Annotated in this window: 19 protein-coding genes, 2 tRNA genes and 2 riboswitches; of the genes, 17 read left to right on the top strand and 4 right to left on the bottom strand. The window is 27.0% G+C overall.

Going from position 1 to position 24,924, the window contains the following annotated elements; translation table 11 throughout:
- Window positions 1–69 precede the first annotated feature (69 nt).
- Window positions 70–169, top strand: a riboswitch (SAM riboswitch).
- 126 nt (window positions 170–295) lie between these two features.
- From metK to prfB, 7 genes are all read left to right on the top strand, one after another.
- Window positions 296–1,471 carry a methionine adenosyltransferase gene (metK, locus tag HH195_RS08775; RefSeq protein ID WP_055259531.1) on the top strand — a complete coding sequence of 392 codons (1,176 nt, stop codon included), beginning with the start codon at window positions 296–298 and terminating at the stop codon, window positions 1,469–1,471.
- Between the two features lie 223 nt (window positions 1,472–1,694).
- Window positions 1,695–3,920, top strand: coding sequence for an SF1B family DNA helicase RecD2 (recD2, locus tag HH195_RS08770; protein ID WP_196370879.1), 2,226 nt, complete (start codon window positions 1,695–1,697; stop codon window positions 3,918–3,920).
- Between the two features lie 20 nt (window positions 3,921–3,940).
- Window positions 3,941–4,855 carry a hypothetical protein gene (locus HH195_RS08765; RefSeq protein WP_196370878.1) on the top strand — a complete coding sequence of 305 codons (915 nt, stop codon included), beginning with the start codon at window positions 3,941–3,943 and terminating at the stop codon, window positions 4,853–4,855.
- Window positions 4,837–5,508 carry a ComF family protein gene (locus HH195_RS08760; RefSeq protein WP_196370877.1) on the top strand — a complete coding sequence of 224 codons (672 nt, stop codon included), beginning with the start codon at window positions 4,837–4,839 and terminating at the stop codon, window positions 5,506–5,508. The genes HH195_RS08765 and HH195_RS08760 overlap by 19 nt, the downstream gene beginning before the upstream one ends.
- A 378-nt stretch (window positions 5,509–5,886) precedes the next feature.
- Complete coding sequence (gene hpf, locus HH195_RS08755; RefSeq protein WP_055259524.1) at window positions 5,887–6,423, top strand: ribosome hibernation-promoting factor, HPF/YfiA family; 537 nt, start codon at window positions 5,887–5,889, stop codon at window positions 6,421–6,423.
- Between the two features lie 242 nt (window positions 6,424–6,665).
- Entirely contained in the window at window positions 6,666–9,191 is a 2,526-nt protein-coding gene (secA, locus tag HH195_RS08750; protein WP_112365714.1) for a preprotein translocase subunit SecA, read from the top strand.
- Between the two features lie 140 nt (window positions 9,192–9,331).
- Window positions 9,332–10,427, top strand: a protein-coding gene (gene prfB, locus HH195_RS08745; RefSeq protein WP_187358165.1) for a peptide chain release factor 2 whose coding sequence is annotated in 2 segments (ribosomal slippage) — window positions 9,332–9,409 and window positions 9,411–10,427 — 1,095 coding nt in all. Because the reading frame shifts where the segments join, the coding sequence is not laid out codon by codon here.
- 151 nt (window positions 10,428–10,578) lie between these two features.
- On the opposite strand, the gene HH195_RS08740 is transcribed toward prfB, so the two are convergent.
- Window positions 10,579–11,949: a M28 family metallopeptidase gene (locus HH195_RS08740; protein ID WP_196370876.1), complete on the bottom strand. Its 1,371-nt coding sequence runs from the start codon at window positions 11,947–11,949 to the stop codon at window positions 10,579–10,581.
- Between the two features lie 132 nt (window positions 11,950–12,081).
- Between HH195_RS08740 and HH195_RS08735 the strand changes: the two genes are divergently transcribed.
- Together HH195_RS08735 and HH195_RS08730 are read left to right on the top strand one after the other, a co-directional pair.
- Window positions 12,082–14,241 carry a Tex family protein gene (locus tag HH195_RS08735; protein ID WP_196370875.1) on the top strand — a complete coding sequence of 720 codons (2,160 nt, stop codon included), beginning with the start codon at window positions 12,082–12,084 and terminating at the stop codon, window positions 14,239–14,241.
- A gap of 65 nt (window positions 14,242–14,306) precedes the next feature.
- A riboswitch (FMN riboswitch) is annotated at window positions 14,307–14,424 on the top strand.
- Between the two features lie 142 nt (window positions 14,425–14,566).
- Entirely contained in the window at window positions 14,567–15,121 is a 555-nt protein-coding gene (locus HH195_RS08730) for an ECF transporter S component (RefSeq protein WP_055259514.1), read from the top strand.
- Between the two features lie 43 nt (window positions 15,122–15,164).
- Here HH195_RS08730 and rimI read toward each other — a convergent pair whose 3' ends face one another.
- From rimI to tsaE, 3 genes are read right to left on the bottom strand one after another with little or no spacing between them, the layout of a single operon-like run.
- The gene (rimI, locus tag HH195_RS08725; RefSeq protein ID WP_371811642.1) at window positions 15,165–15,635 is read right to left on the bottom strand and encodes a ribosomal protein S18-alanine N-acetyltransferase; all 471 of its coding nucleotides are present in this window, start codon (window positions 15,633–15,635) and stop codon (window positions 15,165–15,167) included.
- Window positions 15,613–16,314: a tRNA (adenosine(37)-N6)-threonylcarbamoyltransferase complex dimerization subunit type 1 TsaB gene (gene tsaB, locus HH195_RS08720; protein ID WP_196370874.1), complete on the bottom strand. Its 702-nt coding sequence runs from the start codon at window positions 16,312–16,314 to the stop codon at window positions 15,613–15,615. Before tsaB ends, rimI begins: the two co-directional genes overlap by 23 nt.
- A complete protein-coding gene (tsaE, locus tag HH195_RS08715) occupies window positions 16,308–16,772 on the bottom strand; it encodes a tRNA (adenosine(37)-N6)-threonylcarbamoyltransferase complex ATPase subunit type 1 TsaE (RefSeq protein ID WP_195925623.1) in 465 nt (154 codons plus the stop codon). Before tsaE ends, tsaB begins: the two co-directional genes overlap by 7 nt.
- A 183-nt stretch (window positions 16,773–16,955) precedes the next feature.
- Here tsaE and HH195_RS08710 point away from each other — a divergent pair.
- The 8 genes from HH195_RS08710 to HH195_RS08675 all read left to right on the top strand — a co-directional run bounded on the left by HH195_RS08710 (window position 16,956) and on the right by HH195_RS08675 (window position 24,808).
- A tRNA-Trp gene (locus HH195_RS08710) sits at window positions 16,956–17,030 on the top strand.
- 28 nt (window positions 17,031–17,058) lie between these two features.
- A tRNA-Trp gene (locus HH195_RS08705) sits at window positions 17,059–17,133 on the top strand.
- A 266-nt stretch (window positions 17,134–17,399) separates the two neighbouring features.
- Window positions 17,400–17,582 carry an alpha/beta-type small acid-soluble spore protein gene (locus tag HH195_RS08700; RefSeq protein ID WP_055259508.1) on the top strand — a complete coding sequence of 61 codons (183 nt, stop codon included), beginning with the start codon at window positions 17,400–17,402 and terminating at the stop codon, window positions 17,580–17,582.
- A 763-nt stretch (window positions 17,583–18,345) separates the two neighbouring features.
- Window positions 18,346–19,269 (top strand): metal ABC transporter solute-binding protein, Zn/Mn family, encoded by a 924-nt coding sequence (locus HH195_RS08695; RefSeq protein WP_196370873.1) that lies wholly within the window; start codon window positions 18,346–18,348, stop codon window positions 19,267–19,269.
- 127 nt (window positions 19,270–19,396) lie between these two features.
- Window positions 19,397–21,184 carry a MutS family DNA mismatch repair protein gene (locus HH195_RS08690; RefSeq protein ID WP_196370872.1) on the top strand — a complete coding sequence of 596 codons (1,788 nt, stop codon included), beginning with the start codon at window positions 19,397–19,399 and terminating at the stop codon, window positions 21,182–21,184.
- A 205-nt stretch (window positions 21,185–21,389) separates the two neighbouring features.
- Window positions 21,390–23,132 (top strand): DUF262 domain-containing protein, encoded by a 1,743-nt coding sequence (locus tag HH195_RS08685; RefSeq protein WP_196370871.1) that lies wholly within the window; start codon window positions 21,390–21,392, stop codon window positions 23,130–23,132.
- A gap of 231 nt (window positions 23,133–23,363) precedes the next feature.
- Entirely contained in the window at window positions 23,364–24,293 is a 930-nt protein-coding gene (locus tag HH195_RS08680; RefSeq protein ID WP_196371926.1) for a 3'-5' exonuclease, read from the top strand.
- A 98-nt stretch (window positions 24,294–24,391) separates the two neighbouring features.
- Window positions 24,392–24,808 carry a CBS domain-containing protein gene (locus HH195_RS08675; RefSeq protein WP_055259498.1) on the top strand — a complete coding sequence of 139 codons (417 nt, stop codon included), beginning with the start codon at window positions 24,392–24,394 and terminating at the stop codon, window positions 24,806–24,808.
- The last annotated feature ends 116 nt before the right edge of the window (window positions 24,809–24,924 follow it).

Below are 24,924 nucleotides of genomic sequence, written 5' to 3'. Positions count from 1 at the left end.
GCACTATATTTTATGAAGATAGTGTCTATTTACATAGTTAAATGCATATACATATTAGAGTATATATAACTCTTATCAAGAGAGGTGGAGGGAAAAGGCCCTATGAAGCCCGGCAACCAGTGATTTACCAAGGTGCCAATTCCTGCAGTGTTTTATTGCAAGATAAGAGGAGCTTAGTGAATTCAAGTCTCTTCTTAAATTAAGTTGAGGCTTTTATTTTTAAATTTTTTAAGAAATTTAAAAAGGCTATTTAAGAAAGGAGTGAAAAAGAGGTTATTTTATATAACCCATAATTATGAGAAGATTATTTACATCAGAATCAGTAACAGAAGGGCATCCAGATAAAATTTGTGACCAAATATCAGATGCAGTTTTAGATGCTATAATAGCACAAGATCCAACAGCAAGAGTTGCTTGTGAAACAACAGTAACTACAGGGATGGTTATGATAATGGGAGAAATATCAACTAACTGTTATGTTGATATTCCTAAAGTAGCAAGAGAAACTATAAGAGAAATAGGATATGATAGAGCTAAATATGGTTTTGATTGCGATACTTGTTCAGTAATGACAACAATAGACGAACAATCAAATGATATAGCAATGGGTGTTGATGAAGCGTTAGAATCAAGAGAAGGTCAAAAAGATGATATTGAAGCTGTAGGGGCTGGAGATCAAGGTATGATGTTTGGTTTTGCGACTAATGAAACTGAAGAATTTATGCCTGCACCAATAGCTATGGCTCACAGATTATCAAGAAGATTAACTGAAGTTAGAAAAAATGGTACTTTACCTTATTTAAGACCAGATGGAAAAACTCAAGTTACAGTTGAATATGAAGATAATAAACCAGTAAGAATAGATGCTATAGTTATATCAACACAACATGGACCAGAAGTTTCTCAAGAACAAATAAGAGAAGATTTAATGGAACATGTAATAAAAGCTGTTATACCAGCAGAATTATTAGACGGTGAAACAAAATATTACATAAATCCAACTGGAAGATTTGTAATAGGTGGACCACAAGGGGATAGTGGATTAACAGGAAGAAAAATAATCGTTGATACTTATGGTGGATATGGAAGACACGGTGGTGGAGCTTTCTCAGGAAAAGATCCAACAAAGGTTGACAGATCAGCTGCATACGCTGCAAGATGGGTTGCTAAAAACTTAGTAGCTGCAGGAATTGCTGATAAATTAGAAATTCAATTAGCTTATGCAATTGGTGTTGCAAAGCCAGTATCAATAGTTGTAGATACTTTTGGAACAGGTAGAATATCAGACGATAAGATAGTTGAAATAGTTGAAAAAATATTTGACTTAAGACCAGGTGCTATAATAAAAGATTTAGAATTAAGAAGACCTATATACAGACAAACAGCAGCTTATGGACATTTCGGTAGAACTGATATAGATGCTCCATGGGAAAAATTAAACAAAGTAGAAGAGATAAAAAAATATCTTTAAGATATAAATGTTAAATAAGCATTCTTGTAATTTAATTACAAGAATGCTTATTTTCATATAAAGGAAAGTAGATTTTTTATTTTTTCAATTAATTTTTAACTTCATTTATTTATTAAAATAGTATATGAAAAATATTTTGATAAAATCATTGCAATTTAAACAAATTAAAATATGATATACTAATTATAGATTAAAGATAATAAATATTTGTAGGAGAACTGTTATGGAAGTATTAAGTGGTACAGTGGATAGTATTGTTTATAGAAGTGAGGAAAATGGATATACTATTGCTAAAATTAAAGATGATAATATTATTTATACGATAGTGGGAGAGATTCCTCATATAAGAGAAAGGCAATTATTAAAACTTTCAGGCACTTGGATTAATCATCCTAGTTTTGGGAAAGAGTTCAAAGTTGAAATTTGTGAGGAAATCATTCCAAGTTCTTCAAAAGATATAGAAAAATATTTATCATCAGGGGTAATACATGGTATTGGACCAATTACTGCTAAGAAAATAGTAAATAAATTTGGAGATAAAACATTAGAAATCTTAGATAACGATATAGATAAATTAAAAAATATAGATGGTATAGGAAATAAAAAATTTAAGATTATAAAAGAATCTTATGTAGAACAAAAAGAACTTAAGGATATATACATATTTTTTCAAAGTCATGGATTAACAATAAAGCAATGTATGAAAATTTACAAAAAATATGGGGTTATAGCCATTGATGTAATTAAAGAAAATCCATATAAACTTTGTGAAGATATTTTAGGAATTGGTTTTAAGATATCGGATAAAATAGCTAAATCAATAGGAATTGATATAGAATCACCTTTTAGAATACAAACTGGTATACAGTATATAATAAATGAATTTTGTATGGCTGGAAATACATATATGCCAAAGGATATACTTATAGAAAAATCAATTAAGATTTTGCAGGTTTCTAAAGAAATTATAGAAAAAAATATTTTAGATAGTGCTTTAGATAATAAAATAAAGGTTGAAAAAATATATGGAATTGAAGGTGTTTTTACTATACCGTATTATTACTGTGAACTTGGAATAACTAATAAAATATTAAGTTTAGCGATAAGTGATTTTGAACAGATAGATGAAAATGTAGAAAATTTAATTAAAAAGTTTGAAAAGAAAAATAATATTAATTTTGGAAAGGTTCAAAAAGAGGCTATTGAAGGTGCTTTTGAAAATGGTATAGAAATAATAACAGGAGGTCCAGGTACTGGTAAAACAACTATAATAAAATGTATAATAGATATATTTGAGAAATGTGGTTTTAGTGTAGCTTTAGGAGCGCCAACTGGAAGAGCTGCTAAAAGAATGAGTGAATCTACTGGTAGGGAAGCTAAAACGATACATAGAATGCTTGAAATGGGAATTAGAGATGATAAGGATTTTGCATTATTTTTAGAAGATGAAACTACATTAAAGGCAGATGTAATTATTATAGATGAAGCTTCAATGATAGATGTAATTGTTATGAATTCTCTTTTGAAAGCTATAAAAAGTGGAACAAGATTTATAATTGTAGGGGATATAGATCAATTACCATCAGTTGGCCCTGGAAATGTTTTGAGGGATTTAATAGAAAGTGATTTTACAAAGGTTGTGAGATTAGATGAAATTTATAGACAAGGCAAAGAAAGCATGATAGTTATAAATGCTCATAAAATTAATAAAGGAGAGATGCCAATTTTAAATGATAAAAATAGTGATTTTTATTTCCTTAAAGAAAATGTTCAAGAAAATATTTTAGAAACTATGAAACAACTTGTAAATTATAGGCTACCTAAATTTAATAGAAAATGGGATAAGTTAAGGGATATTCAAATATTAACACCTATGAGGAGGGGAGTGCTTGGAGTTAATAATTTAAATTCACAACTTCAAGATGTCTTAAATCCTAAGAGTAAAAGTAAGAATGAGAAGGTTTTTAGGGATTTTATTTTTAGAGAAGGCGATAAAGTAATGCAGATAAAAAATAATTATCAGCTTAAATGGGAAAGAGTTTCTGGAAATGGAGAACTTAGAGGGACAGGTGTTTTTAATGGTGATATGGGCTTTATAGAAAAAATAGACTTAGAAGGAAAGCAAATATTTGTAATATATGATGATGAGAGATTGGTTGTATATGATTTTATATATTTGGATGAATTAGAGTTAGCTTATGCAATAACAATACATAAAAGTCAAGGTAGTGAATTTAAAGTTGTTGTAATGCCAAGTTATATGGGAGCTCCACTTCTTATGAATAGAAATTTACTGTATACAGGAATAACAAGAGCAAAAGAAATGGTGGTTATAAATGGTGATATAAAATCATTGAATTATATGGTAAATAATAATAAAAGTATGGAGAGGTATTCATCATTAAAATTTAGGATTGAAGAAATAATAGCGGATAACGCTTTTAAATAATATAAGATAATGGAGGCGACATGAGGTCACTATATGATGATAATATTAAAAAATTAAATCTTTGGTGTAGAGATAACACCTCTAAGGTAATAAATATTGTTTTTAGACCTTATGATAACTTGGTTATATTGAATGATTTAATAGATGATTATCTATTAAAAAATAAAAAAATATTATATATAAAAAAATTTTTTGATGTTTTTAAATTTAAATATAATGAGGGTATCGAGTATATAACATTTGATACATTATATAGCATAAATAAATTTTATGACTTAATAATTTTAGATGATGTAAGTTTTTATTCTGAAAAAAGGGATATAGAAATTATAGAATATATATCTTTTTTAATGAAAAGATGTAGTAAGATTATTTTGTGTTCTTTTGAATATATATTAAAAAAAGAGGCAAGTATTAATTTAGCAGGGATAAATAATAAGAAATATTTTTTAGAACCTAGGATTATAAAAAGTAGATTAAATTTTTTAAATTCAATGCCAAAGATTCTTTATGATTATTTTCAGTGGTTTATAAAAGAAAGAAGAAACGTAATAATTTATACGCCAAATGAAATATACACATCAAGTATATTTAATTATTATATTTATGTCTTTGGAGCTAGTAAAAATATAAATATAATTAAGGATAGTGGATTTATATTAAATAATATTATAAATAAAGAAAAAATAAACATAATAATAACTCATAATAGTATGTCGAATATTGATAATATAAAAGAGTTTGATTTAATATTTTATGTTTGTGATGAGAAAATTTTTGATAGCAAAAAAATAATATTTTCTTGTGCTAAATTAAATAGCGATAAATTAGTAAGAGAGGTATTACTTTTATGTCAAAAAGAAACCTACAATGTAAGTCAAGCTAAAAAAATAGCTAGGAGTTATAACCGAATAATATGTCAAGAGGAGATTTAATTAGAAAAAAAATTAATTATTTAAAAAATAGCTTTTTATCAGTGGTTTATCCAGTATGCTATAATTGTTTAGATTGCAATGTTGAGATTGATAATACAGGTCTTTGTTTAAAGTGCTTAGAAAAAATAGAATTTTGCACTAGTGTAAACAAAATAATAGATATTAATGTTTATAGTGTAGCTTATTATGGATATTCAATAAAAAAACTCATCTTAGATTTTAAATATAAAAGCAATTTTGATTCAGGAAATTATTTAGGAAAATTGCTTTTAAATAAATTACAAGATATAGATGTAAATTTTGATTATATAACATATGTTCCCTGTAGTAATAGAAAACTTAAAGACAGAGGATTTAATCAATGTGAGGTTTTAGGTAAATATTTATATAAGAATACAGGTATATCATGTATAGAGTTATTAAAAAAAGCAGATAAAATAAAAGAACAAAAATTTTTAACAGCTAAAGAAAGAAAAGAAAACATAAAAAATGCTTTTTTACTTATAAAAAGAGATAAATTAGAAGGAAAGAAAATTTTGCTTATAGATGATGTTATTACAACAGGAGCTACTTTAGAGGCATGTGTTAAAGAATTAAAAAAAATTAAAGATATAAAATTAACAATATTAGTTGTTGCGAAAAATTTAAATTAAAATTTCTAAAATCTAGACAGTAAATAAGAAATTTGATATAATAAAGCATAAACTAGGTTTGTGGTTGAAAGTCGATGCCAGTCGCAGGCAAAACGATCCACGTAAGTTAAACAAAGATTTTAATGAGCATGGTGCGGCTTAGAAGTAAGTCCTACCAGTATTTAAACTGAGAGGGTTAGTAGTGAGAGGTTAAGTCCGAGTAGCAAAAGCTCCAGTAGGCGAGTGTGGGGTCAAAGACCAGGTCAACTAGTTTAAAAAGAAGATTGTATTCCAATCTTCTTTTTTTATAAAAAACTTGAATAACCGTTTTCAATGAAGTATAATATAAGTGTAGTTAATAAATATTTATTAACTAGGTCTTAGAAGGGGGCTGATAACATGAAAGTAACAGTATACGCTAAAAATATTGAATTAACAGATGCATTAAAAAGCACAGTTGAGAAAAAAATTTCAAAGTTAAGTAAGTATTTTGATGGTGATGTTGAGGCAAAAGCTACATTAAGTGTAGTTAGAAATAATCAAATTGTAGAAGTTATGATTCCCTTTAATGGAATATATTTAAGAGGTGAAGAGTCTACTGATGATATGTATAAATCTATAGACTTAGTTGAAGATAAATTAGAAGGACAAATTAGAAAACAGAAAACAAAACTTTTAAAGAAAAATAAATTTAATTCATTAAAGTTTTCAATTCCTAGTGAAATTAAAATTGAAGATGAAAAAGATGATGCAAAGATAGTTAAGAGTAAAAAATTTGATATGAAGCCTATGCTAAAAGATGAAGCAGTACTTCAAATGGAATTAATAAGTCATGATTTTTTTGTATTTAAAAATGCTGAAACTGATGAATTAAATGTTGTATATAAGAGAAAAGATGGAAATTATGGTTTGATAGAACCTGATAATATAAAATAAAAGAGGATATGTATTGCATATCCTCTTTTATTTATTTAAGTAACTATTGATTAAACTGGTGAACATTTTTTAATCTAATATAAAAATATTTTATGCAAAGTGTTATTAATAGATTATTTTAGATTTCTTGAAAAAATATAATATTAAATGATATAATTAATGTATTCAGTAAGATAATTATGTTAATAAATTGATATTATGAATATAATTACAAAAAATGTATAAAGAATGAGGTATGAACTATGGGAATGCTTGATAAAATGTTTGGCAGTTATAGCGATAGAGAAGTAAAAAGAATAATACCTATAATTAATGAGATAGATAAATTAGGTGCAGAGATGGAAAAGCTTTCTGACCAACAGTTAAAAGATAAAACATTTGAATTTAGAAATAGATATAATAATGGAGAAGATTTAGATGATATTTTGCCAGAAGCTTTTGCAGTTTGTAGAGAAGCATCAACAAGGGTTTTAGGTAAAAAACATTATAGGGAGCAGTTAATTGGAGGAGTTGTTCTTCATCAAGGAAGAATTGCAGAGATGAAAACAGGAGAAGGTAAAACATTAGTTGCGACACTTCCAGCATATTTAAATGGTATATCAGGAAAGGGTGTCCATATTGTAACTGTTAATGATTACCTTGCTAAAAGAGATAAAGAAGAAATGGGAAAACTTTATGAGTTTTTAGGACTTAAAACTGGGGTTATAGTTCATGAACTTAATAACGACCAAAGAAGAGAATCATATGCAGCAGATATTACCTATGGAACCAATAATGAGTTTGGTTTTGATTATTTAAGAGATAATATGGTTATTTATAAAGAGGAAAGGGTTCAAAGACCTCTTAATTTTTGTATTGTAGATGAAGTTGATTCTATTCTTATAGATGAGGCTAGAACTCCTCTTATAATATCAGGAGCTGGTGATAAATCAACTGAACTTTATAAGATAGCAGATTTTTTTGTTAAAAAATTAAAAGAGGAAGAAGATTACACAATAGATGAAAAGGCTCATGCTGTTATGCTTACAGATATGGGAGTTGAAAAGGCTGAAAAAGCTTTCAAGATAGATAACTATGCAGATTTAGCTCATATAGAACTTCAACACCATGTAACTCAAGCTTTAAAAGCTAATTTTATGATGAAAAGAGATAAAGATTACATGGTAAAAGATAATCAAATAGTTATAGTTGATGAATTTACAGGAAGGCTTATGGAAGGAAGAAGATATTCAGATGGACTTCATCAAGCTATTGAGGCTAAAGAAGGAGTTAAAGTTCAAAGAGAGTCGAAAACTCTAGCAACAATAACATTTCAAAATTACTTTAGAATGTATGAAACGTTAGCAGGAATGACAGGTACTGCGTTAACTGAAGAAACAGAGTTTAGAGAAATTTATGGATTAGATGTTATAGTTGTTCAAACTCATAGACCAATACAAAGAATGGATAAACCAGATTTAGTTTATAAAAGTGCTAAGGGTAAATATCAAGCTATAGTTGATGAGATAATAGAAACTCACAAAAGTGGTCAACCAGTTTTGGTTGGTACAACGAGTATTGAAAAGTCTGAATATATATCACATCTTTTAAAAAGAAAAGGTGTACCACATAAAGTATTAAATGCTAAGTATCATGAACAGGAAGCTGAAATAGTATCTCGTGCAGGAGAACTTGGAAATATAACAATTGCAACAAATATGGCTGGTAGAGGTACTGATATAAAATTAGCAGATGGTGTTCGTGAAGTTGGTGGTCTTAAAATAATAGGAACTGAAAGACATGAGTCTAGAAGAATAGATAATCAGCTTAGAGGACGTTCAGGACGTCAAGGAGATCCAGGAGAATCAAGGTTTTATATATCTTTAGAAGATGATTTGATGAGAATATTTGGTTCTGATAAATTGCAAGGCGTTGTAGAGAGATTAGGTCTTAAAGATACAGAAGCTATAGAGAGTAAAATGGTAAGTAAATCTATAGAAAATGCTCAAAAAAAGGTTGAGGGAAATAATTTTGATGTAAGAAAAACTCTTTTAGGTTATGATGATGTTATGAATAAGCAAAGAGAGATTATTTATAAGCAAAGATCAGAAGTTTTAGAAGGCATGAATTTAAAAGAGCAAATTAGAGATATGATAGAATATGTGATAGATAGTGCTGTCGATTCACATCTTAATAATGTAACTCAAGGTGATTATGATAAGGAAATAGATGCATTAATATTATACCTTCAGGATATATATCTTCCTCAAGGTAGTATATCTGCAAAAGATATTAAAGGCTTAGAGAGTGATGATATAAAAGAAAAGTTATATGATATAGCTATAAAGTTATACGAGGAAAAGGAAATCAATATAGGTGATGAAAAAATAAGAGAGATTGAAAGGGTAATTCTTTTAAGAGTAGTTGATACAAAATGGATGGATCATATAGATAGCATGGATCATTTAAAACAAGGTATAGGTCTTAGAGCTTATAGGCAACAAGATCCAACTCAAGCATATCAAATAGAAGGAAGTAATATGTTTGAAGATATGATCCATAGTATAAAAGTTGATACGGTAAGAATACTTTTCCATACTAAGATAGAAGTTGAAACACCACAAAGAGAGTCTGTTATAGGAAGTACAAAGACAGCTGCTGTTCATGGGCAAAATAATAAAGAAGAACAAAAACAACAGCCAGTTAGAAATGATATAAAAATTGGAAGAAATGATCCATGTCCTTGTGGAAGTGGTAAAAAATATAAATCTTGTTGTGGAAAAGAATAAATAGGATAAGATATGTGACTGCCTTAGGTATATCTAGGGCAGTTTAAGTTTTATCTTAAAAGTGTTAGTTTTATATTTGTAGAAATAAAAGTAAAAGTGATATACTATAAAATATATTATTTTGTTAGGAGTGAGTTTTGGTGATTATAGAATTAGAAAACCAATTAGGAAAGATTGTGGGTTTAAGAAAAGAAGTTAGAGAAATGGGGAATTCACTTTGACTTAGAAGGATTAAAAAAGCAAAGTGATGAATTAGAACTTAAAATGCAAGAGTCAAACTTTTGGAATGATATAGATAAAGCACAAGAAATAACTCAAAAATCTAAGAGATTAAAGGATAAAATAAGTAAAATAGAAGGCTTAGAAAAATCTTTAGAAGATGTTGAAGTTTTAAAAGATATGATAGAGCAAGATGATATGGATAGTATTAAAGAAATCATATCAGAGATAAAGTCTATTGAAAAGCAAGTAGAAGAATTTAAAATAGAGATTTTGTTATCAGGTGAGTATGATAGAAATGATGCTATACTAACACTTCATACAGGCGTTGGTGGAAGTGATGCAAATGATTGGACATATATGCTTTTAAGGATGTATACAAGATGGTGTGAAAAGAAGGGATACGCTGTAAAAACTTTAGAATATCTTCCAGGAGATGAAGCAGGAGTTAAAAGTGTAACTTTATCTATAAAGGGAGAATTTGCTTATGGATATTTAAAAGCTGAGAAGGGTATTCATAGACTAGTTAGAATATCTCCTTTTAATGCAAATGGAAAAAGGCAGACTTCATTTGCATCTGTAGAGATTTTACCAGAGCTTACAAAAAATCAAGATATAGAGATAAATCCATCAGACTTAAAGATAGATACGTTTAGGGCAGGTGGTGCTGGTGGACAGCATGTAAATAAGACTGAATCAGCAGTTAGAATAACACATCTACCTACTGGAATAGTTGTTCAATGTCAAAATGAAAGAAGTCAGTTTTCAAATAGAGATACTGCTATGGCTATGTTAAAGTCTAAGCTTATAGAATTAAAAGAAAGAGCTCATAAGGATAAAATAGAAGATTTAACAGGAGAGCTCAAAGATATGGGGTGGGGAAGTCAGATAAGAAGTTATGTGTTTCATCCTTATTCTTTAGTTAAAGATCATAGGACAGGTGTTGAAACATCAAATGTTAATGGAGTTATGGATGGAGATATAGACCAATTTATAATAAGTTTTTTGACTAAATAATTAGAGAAAATTATAAATTTAACTTTTTAGTATTAAAAATATGTTGATTTTAGATAAATATTAAAAAATATTTTTATTAGTATTATTAAATGCAATGAAATAGCTTTTAAAATTAACTAAAATCAACTTTGTTTATATATTAATTTGTAGATTATTTAACTTTTTTTGCATTTTTATCGTCTATCATAAGTAAAAGGATAAATAAAAGAAATAAAATTAAACCTAATATAATTAATGAAGTATTTTCTAAAAGTAAGAGAGTTAGAGGATTGTATGCATAATTATATATTTGTGATATAGCAACTAAAAATGCTCTGTTTATAGCACTTTCACTTATATATTCTAAAGTATCATATTCTGTGTGAATTTTAGATACATCTCCATCATTTATTGTAACTGAATCAATTCCATTATTTAAAAAGCTTGCATGGTCAGACGAATCTTTATTTTCAATTAAATAAGCTATTTTGTTATTTTTACAGTAATTTATTAAACTATCTAAAAGTCCACTTTTAAATTCTTCATTTTCTCCAGTCATAAGGGTAATTGGAATTCCATCATCACTACCTATCATATCAAAATTTATAACTTTAGCATCTTGTAATGTATTTTTATTTTCATTAGCAAAACTACTTGAACCTAAAAGTCCAAATTCTTCAGCGTTTAAAGCAACAAAAATTATGTCTCTATCTGGTGTTGGAAGTGAACTTAAAAAAGATGCAAGTTCTAATAAAAAAGAAATTCCTGATGCATTATCTAATGCACCTCTATAAATATTTCCATCTAAATCTACTCCTAAATGATCAAAGTGAGCTGTTAAAACAAGAGGTGATAATGATGAATTAGAACCCTTTATAACGCCAACGACATTATTTACAGTAGTTTCTTCAGCTATATATGGAAAGAAACAATTTATGTTATATTCATTTTCATAAGCAACTTTAATTTCTTCAAAGGTTTTAGGTGATACATTTACATATAAATCAAATGTAGAATTATAGTCGAAAGAGCTTCTAAAATCAAAGTTATCCATAGAAGTTGATATAAAAACTACTTTTTCACCTGTGGATGTTTTTGCAGCTAAAGCGGAAGAGTTAAATGATACTGTATCTTCTTTGGAAAATGATATATTATTAGCTCTAAAATTTAAAAAAGTATCTTTAAAATCTCTATTATATTCAAAGCTTTTTATTATATTGTTAGACTTATTTGTAATTGTTAAATAAGGTTGACCTTCAATTTTTTTAGGGTAAAAAACATTAAAATCTTGAAGATATTTTAAATTATATGGAAGTAGTGAGTTTTCTTTAAATTCATTTAAAATATATTTTTGAGCTAGGATATTTCCTTCTTCTCCACATAATCTCCCTTCAAGTTCATCAGATGTTAAATATTTTATGCTACTAATTACATTAGATATATTAAATTCGTTTATGTTAAATCTAGAAAGTAGGGATACATGAAACACAAAGAATGTAAGAATAAATAAAAATTTAGTTAAGTTAAATTTTATATTTTTCATAATATGACTCCTATAAGTTGATAATTATAATTATGATTTGCATGATATAATTATTCTGTTTTTGTTAATATTTGTTTTTGATAAAATACGTAATATAATATTATTGTTACAAAATGGGAAGGAGAAAAAGTTATGCAAAGTATAAATGAAATTTTGGCTAAAGAGCTTAATATATCTGAAAAACAAGTTAAAAGTGTTGTAGAATTATTGGATGATGGAAATACTGTGCCTTTTATAGCTAGATATAGAAAAGAAAAAACAGGAGGATTAAGTGATGAGGTATTAAGAATATTTTTTGAGAGACTTACTTATTTAAGAGGATTAGAAAATAAAAAAGAAGATGTTATTAGGCTTATAAAAGAGCAAGGAAATTTAACGCAAGATTTAGAAAATAAAATTATACAATGTAAAAATTTGACAGAGGTTGAGGATATATATAGACCTTTTAAGCCTAAAAAGAGAACAAGGGCTATAATTGCTACTGAAAAGGGATTAAAGCCCCTAGCACAAGTTATATTGGAAGGTACTTTTTCAGGTGACTTAAATAGTGAAGCTTCTAAATATATAAGTAAGGAAAAAGAGGTTTTGTCAGAAGAGGATGCTTTAAAGGGGGCTATGGATATAATAAGTGAAATAATATCTGATGATGCAAACTTTAGGAAATGGATAAGGGAGTTTATAAAAGAAAAAGGAAGCATAGAAACTATTGGAAAAAGTGATGATAGAAATAATTATGAGATGTATTATGAATATAAAGAGCCTATAAAATCTATTCCGTCTCATAGGATTTTAGCTATAAACAGAGGAGAAAAAGAACAGGTACTTCAAGTTAAATTAAATTTTAATGATGAAAGAGTAATTAATTATTTAGAAGAAAATATTTTAAAAAATAATGAAGTAACTGATGAATATTTAAAAAAATCGGTGAGGGATTCTTTTAAAAGGCTTATTTATCCTTCGATAGAAAGAGAAATTAGATCTGAATTGACATCTAGAGGGGAAGAAAGTGCAATTGGTATATTTAAGGCGAATTTAAAGTCACTTTTAATGCAAGCACCTATAAAAGGCAAAGTTGTAATTGGTTTTGATCCAGGGTTTAGAACAGGATGCAAGATTGCAGTTTTAGATGATACAGGAAAATTTATTGAAAATGCAACGGTGTATCCAACAATGCCTAAAAATGATATAGATGGAAGTATAAGAATTTTAAAAGAGTTAATTTATAAACATGATGTAGATGTTATATCTTTAGGAAATGGAACGGCTTCAAGAGAGTCAGAAGATGTTATTGAAAGGCTTATTAAAGAGGTTAAAGAGGAAAAAGGAAAGGATTTATATTATGTAATTGTATCAGAAGCTGGGGCATCTGTTTATTCAGCATCAGAACTTGCAAATAAGGAATATCCTAATTTAGATGTTACAGTTAGAGGTGCAATATCTATAGGTAGAAGACTTCAAGATCCATTAGCTGAACTTGTTAAAATAGATCCAAAAGCTATAGGAGTTGGACAATATCAGCATGATGTAGGTTCCAAAAAATTAGATGAATCCCTAAAAGGTGTAGTTGAGGATTGTGTTAATAACGTGGGAGTAGATTTAAATATAGCCACTCCATCTCTTTTGAGTTATATAGCTGGAATAAATGGAACAATAGCTAAAAATATAGTGGATTTTAGAGAAGAAAATGGAAAGTTTACAAATAGAAAAGAACTTTTAAAAGTAAAAAGATTAGGAAAAAAAGTGTATGAGCAATGCGCTGGATTTTTAAGAGTTTCAGAAAGCGATGAAGTTTTGGACAATACATCTGTTCATCCAGAATCTTATGAGGTTGCTAAAAAATTAATAGAAATTTTAGGATATGATAAAAGAGATTTGAAACTTGGAAAATTAAAAGATATTGATGAAAAGATAAAGATTATTGGTATTAATAAATTGGCTGATGAGTTGAGTGTGGGAATTCTTACGTTAAAAGATATAATAAAAGAATTAAAAAAAGCAGGAAGAGATCCAAGGGAAGAACTTCCAAAACCTATTTTAAAATCAGGGGTTATAAATATAAAAGATTTAAAGAAAGATATGCTTCTTATGGGAACTGTAAGAAATGTTTCGGATTTTGGAGCTTTTATAGATATAGGAGTTCATCAAGATGGCTTAGTTCATAAAAGTCAAATGGCAAATAAATTTGTAAAACATCCATTAGATATAGTAAAGGTTGGAGATATTGTAAGGGTCAAAATATTGGAAATAGATGAAAAAAGAAAGAGAATATCACTTTCTATGAAAGATGTTTAAAAAAACATTACGATAAAATATTGACATTAAACTGCAATATTGATAAGATTAATAGTGTAAATAAATAGAATCTTCGGGGCGAGGCGTAAATCCTCACCGGCGGTTATAGCCCGCAAGCTTTTAGTAGCAGATTTGGTGAAATTCCAAAGCCGACAGTTAAAGTCTGGATGAGAGAAGATGTGTCATAAATATATTCTTGTTGTAATGATATCAGTAACCCCGATGATTTATTCATCGGGGATTTTAAATTTTAAAAATAATTTAAGTGCAAATAGAATAATTGTGATAAAGCTCCGAAAAAAATAATATTATAAGGGGAAAAATTATGGGGCAAAAAAAAGATTTGAACAAATTTATGAAAATAGCACTATTGTGTGCGATAGCATTAGTTTTAATGTATATTGAATTTCCTATAACTCCGTTTCCATGGTTAAAAATTGATTTAAGTGATGTACCAGCTCTTATGGGGGCATTTGCGTTTGGACCAATGGCAGGAATAATTATAGAAATAGTAAAAAATATTTTAATAGTATTAGTTAAAGGAACACAATCAGCTTTTGTTGGAGAAATTGCAAATATTCTAATAGGAATATCTTTAGTAGTTCCATCAGCTGTTATATATAGAAAGTGGAATAGTGCAAAAAGTGCAGTAATAGGTATGATAATTGGTGCTATATGTATGCAAGTTGTAGGAATATTAGCCAATATATATCTTTTGTTACCTCTTTATGGTATGCATTTAGTTGGTGCTGAGCTTGTTGATTATATATTAATTGGGCTTGTTCCGTTTAATGGAATAAAAGCGATTATAGCGTCTGTTGTAACATTTTTACTATATAGAAGATTAGTAGGAAAAGTTTTTAAAAGAGAAAGTATATAAAAAAATAAAAGCTGTATCAGATTTTGATACAGCTTTTTTAAAATTAAAGATTATGTATCCACATAAGGATGGCGTCTTCTTTATTATCTTCGTAGTATTTTTTTCTAATTCCTTCTTCAATAAAGCCAAACTTTTTATAAAGGTTTTGAGCCTTTATATTTGAAGCTCGAACTTCTAAATTGATGTCTATTACATTGTTTTTTTTGCATAGATTTAGTGCGGTATCCATTAATAAATTTGCAATACCGTGCCCTCTAAAATCTTTAGATACTGCAATATTGGTTATGTTAGCTTCTCCAATTACTATCCAAACACCAATAAATCCTACAATCTTGTTATTAAAAATAGCTACTAAATAATGTGCTAATGGATTTTTAACTTCATTTATATAAGATTCTTTGCTCCAAGAAACAGGAAAACTTTCCTTGCTTATTTTAACAACAGAATCAATATGGCAAAGTTCCATAGGAACTATATCTACATCCATAGGTTTAAATCTCCATTCTTTTTTCATATTCTCTTTCAGCTTGAGATTTTCTAAGGTAAATAGGATTAATAGAATCAATATTTTCTATAATCCCATCATTAATTTTTTTAATTCCAAGTTCTCCAACAGAAGAAGCTTTAGGAAAATTACTATGATTTGGTGCAAAGAAGCTGTTTGGAATGTTTTCTTGTAAGAATTCTTTATGTTTAGCTACTCCATCTCCAACAAAAATTATAGGTAAAGTTTGCTCTTTTAAAATAGTTATTAACTCATTTATGTTTAAGCATTGTTCTTTAATTAAAGGTGTTAAGTTATTATTTTCATTTTTATAAAGACAAGTATATATATTATCTCTAAGAGCATCCATTATAGGACAAATTATTCCTTGGAATGATATAGAATTATAAGCTAAAGCATCTAATGTAGATACAGAAATTAAAGGCTTTTTAGATGCAAAAGCTAAACCCTTTAAAGTAGCCATACCAATTCTAAGACCGGTAAATGAACCAGGACCTCTACTGATTATAAAAGCATCAATATCATTAATATCTATTTCATATTCTTTTAAAATAGAATCTATTAAACGCATAAGTATAACAGAATGTTGCTTTTTATCATTTAAATTTATTTCAGCTAAAATTTTATCATCTTTAATTAAAGCACAAGTTGCAGTACTATAAGATGAATCTACACTTAAAACTAACATTTTTTAATCTCCTTTATGTAATTATATCTATCCCCGAAACTAGTAATAATTATTTTTCTAAAATTTTCTCCTTTTTCAGGAATCTTTTTTATATTTATATAAAGATACTCTGATGGAATCAAATCTTCTATATAATTTGCCCATTCAATAAGACTTACTCTATCACTAAATATATACTCATCAAAACCAATTGCGAATATTTCATCTGGATCATTTATCCTATATACATCAAAGTGATTTAAACCAAGTCTTCCGCTTGAATATTCATTAACTATATTAAAAGTTGGGCTTGTTATATGTTCTTTTATTCCAAGACCAAGAGCAATTCCTTTACTTATATGAGTTTTGCCAGTTCCTAAATCTCCAGTTAAACATATTATATCACCGGGATTTACAAGATTACCAATCTGTTTTCCTATATTAAATGTTTCTTCAACACTAGTTACTATAAATTCCATAAAAATTCTCCTTTTAAAAATAAGGTCTTATTTAATATTTTATCCAAGTTTTAAAGAAAAGAAAAGATGTGTATAGAGTTAAATGCAAAATGTATTAAGTATAATCAAAAATAATTTTAAAATAATATTTATTAAAAAGTATTGTAAAAAATCTAACTTTATTATATAATACATAATGTGCTTAGGGGTATGGCTCAACGGTAGAGTAGTGGTCTCCAAAACCATTGGTTGTGGGTTCAAATCCTACTGCCCCTGCCATTTAAAATTAAATATAAAAAACTATTATAGGGGTATGGCTCAACGGTAGAGTAGTGGTCTCCAAAACCATTGGTTGTGGGTTCAAATCCTACTGCCCCTGCCAATAAACTAGAAAATTTATTTTTCTAGTTTATTTTTTTGTAAAATTATATTTTATTTAATGATTTAGTATTAAAAAATTTATAATTGATATTTAATTGATAATTATAATAGAAAAAATTACCTGTAATATAAAAAAAAATAATGGGTAATATAATAGTGTAGCAAAGATAAGATATTAATTAAATAAAAAGACAATAATCTTAAATTTATTTAATAAAATATTTTTGTTATAAGATAAAAATACCAAGGCCAAAGGAGGAATTTGTTATGTCAAAAGCATTAGTTCCCGAAGCAAAAAATGGATTAAAGACATTTAAAACAGAGGTAGCTAGAGAGTTAGGAGTACCATTTTCAGATTATAATGGTGATTTAACCGCTAGACAATGCGGTTCCGTGGGTGGCGAAATGGTTAAAAGAATGGTAGAAGAATACGAAAGCCACTTAAAATAACCTAAAAAGTGTTATACAGATGAAAAATTCTGTGAAAGAGGATGAAATGACCGTAGGGGTGATTAATACCTCCCATGTTTGTAAAGAGCATGGAACGATGAAATTTTAATTTCATCTAAACTCTTTGAATTGCTGGAAGTTCCTAAAGCTAACTAAACTACAACATGACCATGAAATAAGGGTGAGTGTGAAAGTTACGAAAGTAGAAAAAATTAGTTAGATAATATATGGTTAAATCCTAAGTATTATTATAATGGATAATCAGCAACTAAGCTCCGAATAGGAGAAAGCTCAACGACTATCCTTAAAAAGGAGTACATCACAAGTATGGGTGATGGAAGTGGAGAGTACCTAAAACATTAATAATTAATGAAAGGTAATGATATAGTCTGCGCTCTTGTCCGAAAGGCAGAGGTTGTTTAAACAACATTTACAAAATTGCGATTGTAAATAAACAAAAGTTTTTATAATAAAATAAAAAATTATTTATAATATATAATTTTTGCTGATTATAAAAACATAAACGGATATACCACCAAATATTTTATAATATCATAATTATAGATATTGGTGAAAATTAAGGTTATAAATTCAAATACCATTCAAAAAGGAGACTATTAAAGAAATTTTTCTTTAATAGTCTTTCTTTGTTTGAATTTAAAATTAAATTTATTTTATGTTAATTTAATTAAAAAAAGGTGATTATTTCAATATAAATAGTATAATAATTTTATATAAACATTAAATTATTTAAGGAGGAAAAATGTTAAAAAAAATAATGATGGCTACTGTTTTAATCATTCCTACTTTTTTTATTGGTTGCAATAAAGTAGAAACTGCTTTTGATACTGATTTAGAAAAAATACAAGTAGTTACATCTATAGAACCTATAAGAGAAGTAACCCAAATTATAGGGGGAGATAGGATAATCACTAAGAATATTATTAAAAATGGTATTGATCCCCATGATTATGAACCAACAAGTAAAGATTTAATTACTTTAAATAATTCTCAAATATTTCTATATAATGGTTTGGGGATGGAGGAATGGGTAAATAAAGTAGTAGATAGTATAAAAGATATGGAGGTCGTTGTAATTAATACATCTGAAAATGTAGATGTTATAGATGAAAATGGAAATAGTATAGATAATTATAATGAAAGCATGACAAAGAAAAAGGTAGATCCTCACATATGGCTTAGTTTAACTCAATGTAAAGTGCAAAGTTTGAATATTAAAAATGCGCTTAAAAGCATAGATTTAGAAAATAGCAATTATTACGAGGATAATTATAATGAGTTTGTTTCTAAAATAGATTCTCTTTATACGGAATATAAGGAAAAATTTGATAGTTTAGAAAATAAAAATTTTGTAACAAGTCATACAGCTTTTGGATATCTTTGTAAGGACTTTGGGCTAAATCAAGTAAGTATTGAGGAGTTATTTGGGGAAGGAGAAATTACTCCAAGTATGTTGAAGGATTTGGTTAATTTTTGTAAAGAAAATAATGTAACGACTGTATTTATGCCTGAGGTTGCAAGTAGAAGATTATCGGAAACTTTAGCAAATGAAGCGAATGTAAAAGTTGTTAAAATTCATAGCTTAGAGAGTATACCTCAAAATTTAACTTATCTAGAAGCTATGAGAGAGAATTTAAATATTATTTATGAAAGTCTAAGCAGATAAAGATAATGTATTTAATAAGAGAGATGATTATTAAAAATCTTTCTATTTATACAAGTTAAAAATAAGGGGTAATAAGCTTTATTTAAGATTTGAAGATTAAAAAGAATTGTTAATTTAAGAGGTGTTTATGCAGGATAGGGTAGCTTTTTATAATAAGAGAATTGATTCAAAGAAATTAGAAATAGAAAAACTAAACAGAAACTATAACAGTATAAGTCTTTTAAGAATTTTAACTGTAATAAGTGCAATATTTTTTGAAGTTTTTTGTTACACAAGAAGAGATTTATTTTTTGGAATAGTATTATTTGTGCTTCACATAATATTATTTTTATTTTTAGTTAAAATTCATGAGAAAATATATATAAATAAAGAGAGGGTTAAAGGATTTATAGAATTAAATAAGAAAGAAATAGAGAGAATAAATGGAAAATGGAAGAGCTTTGATGATAAAGGAGAGGAATATTTAGACTTAAAGCATCCGTTTATTAATGATTTAGATATTTTTGGTAAGAATTCTTTGTTTCAATGGGTTAATAATACTAAAACAACTTACGGTAGAGAATCTTTAAAAAATTTAATGATGTTTAATAATCTTCCAAGGAGAGAAGAAATTTTAGAAAGGCAAAGTTCTTTAAAGGAACTTGCTGATAAAATTGATTTTAGACAAGAGTTAACATCAACTTTAAAAAGTGACAAAAATAAAAATGATGAAACTTTTATAGGAGATTGGGTAAAAGAGAATGATAAAAAACATATAAAATTTTTTGATTTAATTAGAATAGGAATGCCAATAATAAATGTATTAGTAATAATTCTAATTATATTTGGCATAGGTGAGTGGATAGATATTTTAGTCACTTTAGGGATATCGTATTATCTTTTAAAGTTTATTGATAGTGATGTAAAAAAAGGGTTGATTATTTTTGAGGATTTAAAATATAAGATTAAAACTTATGTAAAGGCTATTAAAATAATAGAAAATGAGGAATTTAAATCTAGTGAGTTGAATAAATTAAAAAGTATTTTTAAAGATAGTAATTCTTTAGCTAGTGAAGATTTGCTAGAGCTTGAGAAGATAACTTCATGGCTTTATGATAGGCATAATGCATTTTATATAATATTAAATTGTTTATTTTTATGGGATTATCAAATGATAAAAAAATTAGAAAAATGGAAATACAAAAACAAGGATAAGTTTAATGCTTATATGGAGTGTTTAGGACAGTTTGAAGCTATGAGCTCTTTAAGCACATTGGTGTTTAATAATCCATTATGGGAAGTACCAAACATTACTGACAGTGTTTTATCTGGGAAGGATTTGACTCATCCATTATTAGGAGATGAAGCTGTTGGAAATGATTTTTATATGGATAAAAATACTAGGGTATTATTAATTACAGGTTCAAATATGTCAGGTAAAAGTACATTTTTAAGAACAGTTGGCTTCAATATGATATTAAGCTATTTAGGGTTAAATGTTCCTGCAAAAGAGTTTAATGTGCCTATTTTTAATATTTATACTTGTATGAGAACTGGTGATGACTTAGAAAATAATATATCATCTTTTTATTCTGAAATCTTAAGAGTAAAAGGTATAGTAGATGGTACAAAGAGAAATGAGAGAATATTTTTCTTGCTAGATGAGATATTTAAGGGAACTAATTCAATAGATAGGCATGAAGGGGCTGTGGTTTTGATAAATCAACTTTTAAAGGGCGATACATTAGGTCTTGTATCAACTCATGATTTAGAACTTTGTGATATGGAAAAAAATAATGACTTTGTATCAAACTATTATTTTAAGGAATATTATAAAAGCAATAAAATAATGTTTGATTACAAAATAAGGCAAGGTGTTTCTAAAACTAGAAATGCTAAATATTTAATGAAAATGGCTGGTATTGATATAGAATAACCTAGCTTAGTGTATTGATAATATAACTTTAGACAAACATATCAAAATTTGTTATAATAAAAAAGCCTTTTAAAGGCTTTTTTATTTATGTGAATGTATTTTAGAGAAGGATAAGTTTTAAATGGACTTGTTTTAAACTATGTGTTTATTTAAAATAAAACCTTATTAAATAAATTAATAAATATTTTTATAGGGAGATGACATTTTGTTTACAGATAAAGTTAAAGCTAAAGAGCATTATATAAAAGATTTGCTAAATGATAAATTTTTATTTGATATTCCAGACTATCAAAGGGCGTATTCATGGAATAAAGATAATTTAAAGCAATTAATAGATGATATAATGGATTCTATAGGACTAAATAAAGAAAATAATAACGGTTTTGAAGAGTATGAACCATATTTTATAGGAAGTATTGTTTTATGTTCTAAAGAGTATAAGGATGATGGCTCAGGATTATATGATGTTATAGATGGACAACAAAGACTTACATCTATAATAATACTTATTGCAACTATTAGAGATTTAACTAAAAATGAAGCATATAAAAACATATTATCATCTTTAATATATCAAAAACCTAATGAGCTTATGGGAATTAAGGAAAGCATAAGAGTTAGGGTTAGAGGAAAAGAAGCTGAATTCTTTAAAAAATATGTTTTAACAGATGGTGGAACTGATTTAGTTAATGAGATTGATGAAAAGGAAATCTCAGAAGCAAAGCAAAATATGTTAAATGCTATAAAGACATTTAAAGAAGTATTTATAGATGAAAATGGAGAGGTTTTAGAATCTAAACTAGATGAATTTACAAAATATTTTTTACAAAAGGTAGTAGTGGTTGTTATAACAACAGATTCATTTACTTCAGCATTTAGATTGTTTAATGTAATAAATGCAAGGGGATTACCTTTAACTAATGCTGATCTTTTAAAAAGTGAAAATTTAAGAGTTATAAGTGAAGATAAGAGAAATATCTATACTGATATGTGGGAAAACATAGAACAAGAATTAGGTAAGGATAAATTAGAGCAAATAATTGGCTTTATGAGGACTATGAAGCAAAATAGAAAAGCAACAGCTACTGTTTATGAAGAATTCAGTAAAAAGATATTTGTTTCTGAACCAGATTATATAGGAATCAATTTTGTAGAGCATTTAAAAGAAATTAAAGATTTATATAATAAATATATAAATGAAGGAAATATAGAGCTTTCAAGTAAAGAGAATTCTATATACTATCAAAATTTAGTAAGAATCATGAGAGATTTTATTCCATATGATGAATGGATGGTTGCTTTAATTAAATTTATTGAGAAATTCAAAAATGATGAAGATATATTAGAATTCTTGAAAGTATTAGAAAAGAGAATAGTAATTGATTGGGTAAATGGAAATTCTTTTGCAGATAGATTAGCAAGGGTTTATAAAATATTAGAGGTTATAGATTCAAGCTCTTCTTTAGAAGAAATTAAAAAGTCTAATGTGTTTATAAGTGATTTAGAAAGAACTACTGCATATTTTAGAAATTCTTTAGATGATATTGAGTTTTACAGTAAAGGAAGGATGTTAGTTCCAAAATATATTTTAATAAGACTTGATATGGAAAAAAGAAATGGTGAAATTTTAGATTATACAAATAAAATAATGTTAGAACATATTTTACCTAGAAATGCTAAAGATGCTTATTGGACTACTAATTTTACAGTAGATGAGAGAAAAAATTGGTGTAATAAGCTTGGAAATTTAGTTATAATAAACGGAACTAAAAATACAAAATTAAATAATAAGGCTTTTGCTGAAAAAGTTGAACAATATTTAAGTAAGAAGAGCGATTTTGAGATAACTAAAGAAGTTTTAGCTCTTAATGATTGGAAAATAGAGTCTGTAGCTGGTAGACAAGAAAGTTTAACGAATAGAGCTTTAAATCTTTGGACAAAATTCTAGTTTGAGTTTAATAAGATGTAAGTAAATTTATATAAATGCTATATTAAAGTGAAATGTTATTCATTTTGATATAGCATTTTATTTAAAATTTGCTAAAAGTAATAATTAAATAAAATATGATTAATTTTAGGGACTTTTAGATATAATTTTTAAAAATATAAAATAAGAGTGAAAAATACCTAAATCCATGGCATAATTATATATGTATTAATGGTGAAGGGATGTAAAATGATGGGATATATAATTATTGACTTAGAGTTTAATAATATGCAGAGTATAACTAAATATTATCCTAAGATTTATGATGAATATGCGGAAATTAAAAATTTATCTATAGATAACGAGATAATAGAGATTGGGGCAGTAAAGCTTAATAAATTTATGCAAAAAATAGATGAATATAAAACTTATATAAAACCTGAAGCATTTAAAATTTTAAATCCTAAAATAACTGAAATAACAGGAATAACAGAAAAGGATTTAAAAACAGGTAAAAATTTCAAAAGTGCAATGGATGAATTAAAAAGTTTTGTTGGAGAAAACCAAATAATATGTTCATGGGCAACAGATGATATAGTTCATATTATAGATAATGCAAATTATCATAATTATAAAAATATACAATGGATAAAGGAATATTTAGATATACAAGAATATTGTACAAAGATATTAGCTCATAAAAAGGTGCTGAGTTTGAAAAATGCCCTAGATGAACTTAAAATAAAGGTGGATAAATCAAAACTTCATGATGCTTTAAATGATGCAAATTATACAGCAGAGGTTTTTAAAAGGCTATATAACAATAAAATAGTTAAAAATTATATTGTAAAAGATGTATACAATATGCCATCTATAAGGATTAAAGAACTCAAAAAATATAATATAGAAAGTTATAATATAGATTTTTTATGCCCTAAATGCAATATAGAAGTTGATAGAGAGCACCCCTTAAGGCTTTTTAGCTGGAGATTTTTATCTCTTGGGAAATGTCCAAAGTGTAATCATAAACTTTTACAAGAAGTTGTATTAAAGAAAACTTTATCTGATGAGGTGGTTTTTAATAAGGTGAATTCTATTTTAAGTGATATAGAATATATGGATATGGCTTATAAGTTTAAAAGAGCACAAAATCACAGTAATAATAAAGTAAATAAATTATAAATTTAATATTTATTTAAAGTAAATTATCAAGACTTATGATAGTATATAAATTGATAAACAATAAAAAAGAATAAATTAAAATAGAGAAGGGATTCAATATGAATATTGCATTTTTTCTAACGCCAAAAAGCGAAGTAGTTTATGAAAATATAGATGCAAACATGCGACAAGTAATAGAGAGAATGGAACGACATGGGTATACTGCTGTTCCTATGATAGATAAAGAGGGAAGATATGTTGGAACGTTAACAGAAGGGGATTTGCTTTGGAAGTTAAAAAACACTCCAGAATTAAATTTCCAAAATGTAAATACTGTAAAACTTAAGGATATACCAAGGCGTGTTAGACATAAAAGTGTTTGTATAAGCGCAAATATAGAAAGTTTAATTTCCTTAGCTATATCTCAAAATTTCGTTCCCGTAATAGATGATAATGGGATTTTTATAGGAATAATAAAAAGAAGTGATATTATAAATTATTGTTATAATAATTTATATAAAGATAAAATAAATTAAATTAATTTGCCTTTTAATATTTAAAAATAAAAGTTTAAATATTATATTGACAATAATTATAAAATGAAATATTTTATAATTGTAATTAATAATTTTAAGGTTAAAAGGGGCGAATT

It is taken from the genome of Candidatus Sarcina troglodytae (genome assembly GCF_015708635.1).
Classification (GTDB): domain Bacteria; phylum Bacillota; class Clostridia; order Clostridiales; family Clostridiaceae; genus Sarcina; species Sarcina ventriculi.
The sequence above is the reverse complement of the archived record's forward strand: the minus strand, read 5'-3'. Positions and strand labels throughout refer to the sequence as shown.

Bases quoted from the DNA above. Each gene is read 5' to 3' on its own strand.
- metK (WP_055259531.1), top strand. From the start codon at position 296: ATGAGAAGATTATTTACATCAGAATCAGTAACAGAAGGGCATCCAGAT.
- recD2 (WP_196370879.1), top strand. From the start codon at position 1,695: ATGGAAGTATTAAGTGGTACAGTGGATAGTATTGTTTATAGAAGTGAG.
- HH195_RS08765 (WP_196370878.1), top strand. From the start codon at position 3,941: ATGAGGTCACTATATGATGATAATATTAAAAAATTAAATCTTTGGTGT.
- HH195_RS08760 (WP_196370877.1), top strand. From the start codon at position 4,837: ATGTCAAGAGGAGATTTAATTAGAAAAAAAATTAATTATTTAAAAAAT.
- hpf (WP_055259524.1), top strand. From the start codon at position 5,887: ATGAAAGTAACAGTATACGCTAAAAATATTGAATTAACAGATGCATTA.
- secA (WP_112365714.1), top strand. From the start codon at position 6,666: ATGGGAATGCTTGATAAAATGTTTGGCAGTTATAGCGATAGAGAAGTA.
- HH195_RS08740 (WP_196370876.1), bottom strand. From the start codon at position 11,949: ATGAAAAATATAAAATTTAACTTAACTAAATTTTTATTTATTCTTACA.
- HH195_RS08735 (WP_196370875.1), top strand. From the start codon at position 12,082: ATGCAAAGTATAAATGAAATTTTGGCTAAAGAGCTTAATATATCTGAA.
- HH195_RS08730 (WP_055259514.1), top strand. From the start codon at position 14,567: ATGGGGCAAAAAAAAGATTTGAACAAATTTATGAAAATAGCACTATTG.
- rimI (WP_371811642.1), bottom strand. From the start codon at position 15,635: ATGAAAAAAGAATGGAGATTTAAACCTATGGATGTAGATATAGTTCCT.
- tsaB (WP_196370874.1), bottom strand. From the start codon at position 16,314: ATGTTAGTTTTAAGTGTAGATTCATCTTATAGTACTGCAACTTGTGCT.
- tsaE (WP_195925623.1), bottom strand. From the start codon at position 16,772: ATGGAATTTATAGTAACTAGTGTTGAAGAAACATTTAATATAGGAAAA.
- HH195_RS08700 (WP_055259508.1), top strand. From the start codon at position 17,400: ATGTCAAAAGCATTAGTTCCCGAAGCAAAAAATGGATTAAAGACATTT.
- HH195_RS08695 (WP_196370873.1), top strand. From the start codon at position 18,346: ATGTTAAAAAAAATAATGATGGCTACTGTTTTAATCATTCCTACTTTT.
- HH195_RS08690 (WP_196370872.1), top strand. From the start codon at position 19,397: ATGCAGGATAGGGTAGCTTTTTATAATAAGAGAATTGATTCAAAGAAA.
- HH195_RS08680 (WP_196371926.1), top strand. From the start codon at position 23,364: ATGGGATATATAATTATTGACTTAGAGTTTAATAATATGCAGAGTATA.
- HH195_RS08675 (WP_055259498.1), top strand. From the start codon at position 24,392: ATGAATATTGCATTTTTTCTAACGCCAAAAAGCGAAGTAGTTTATGAA.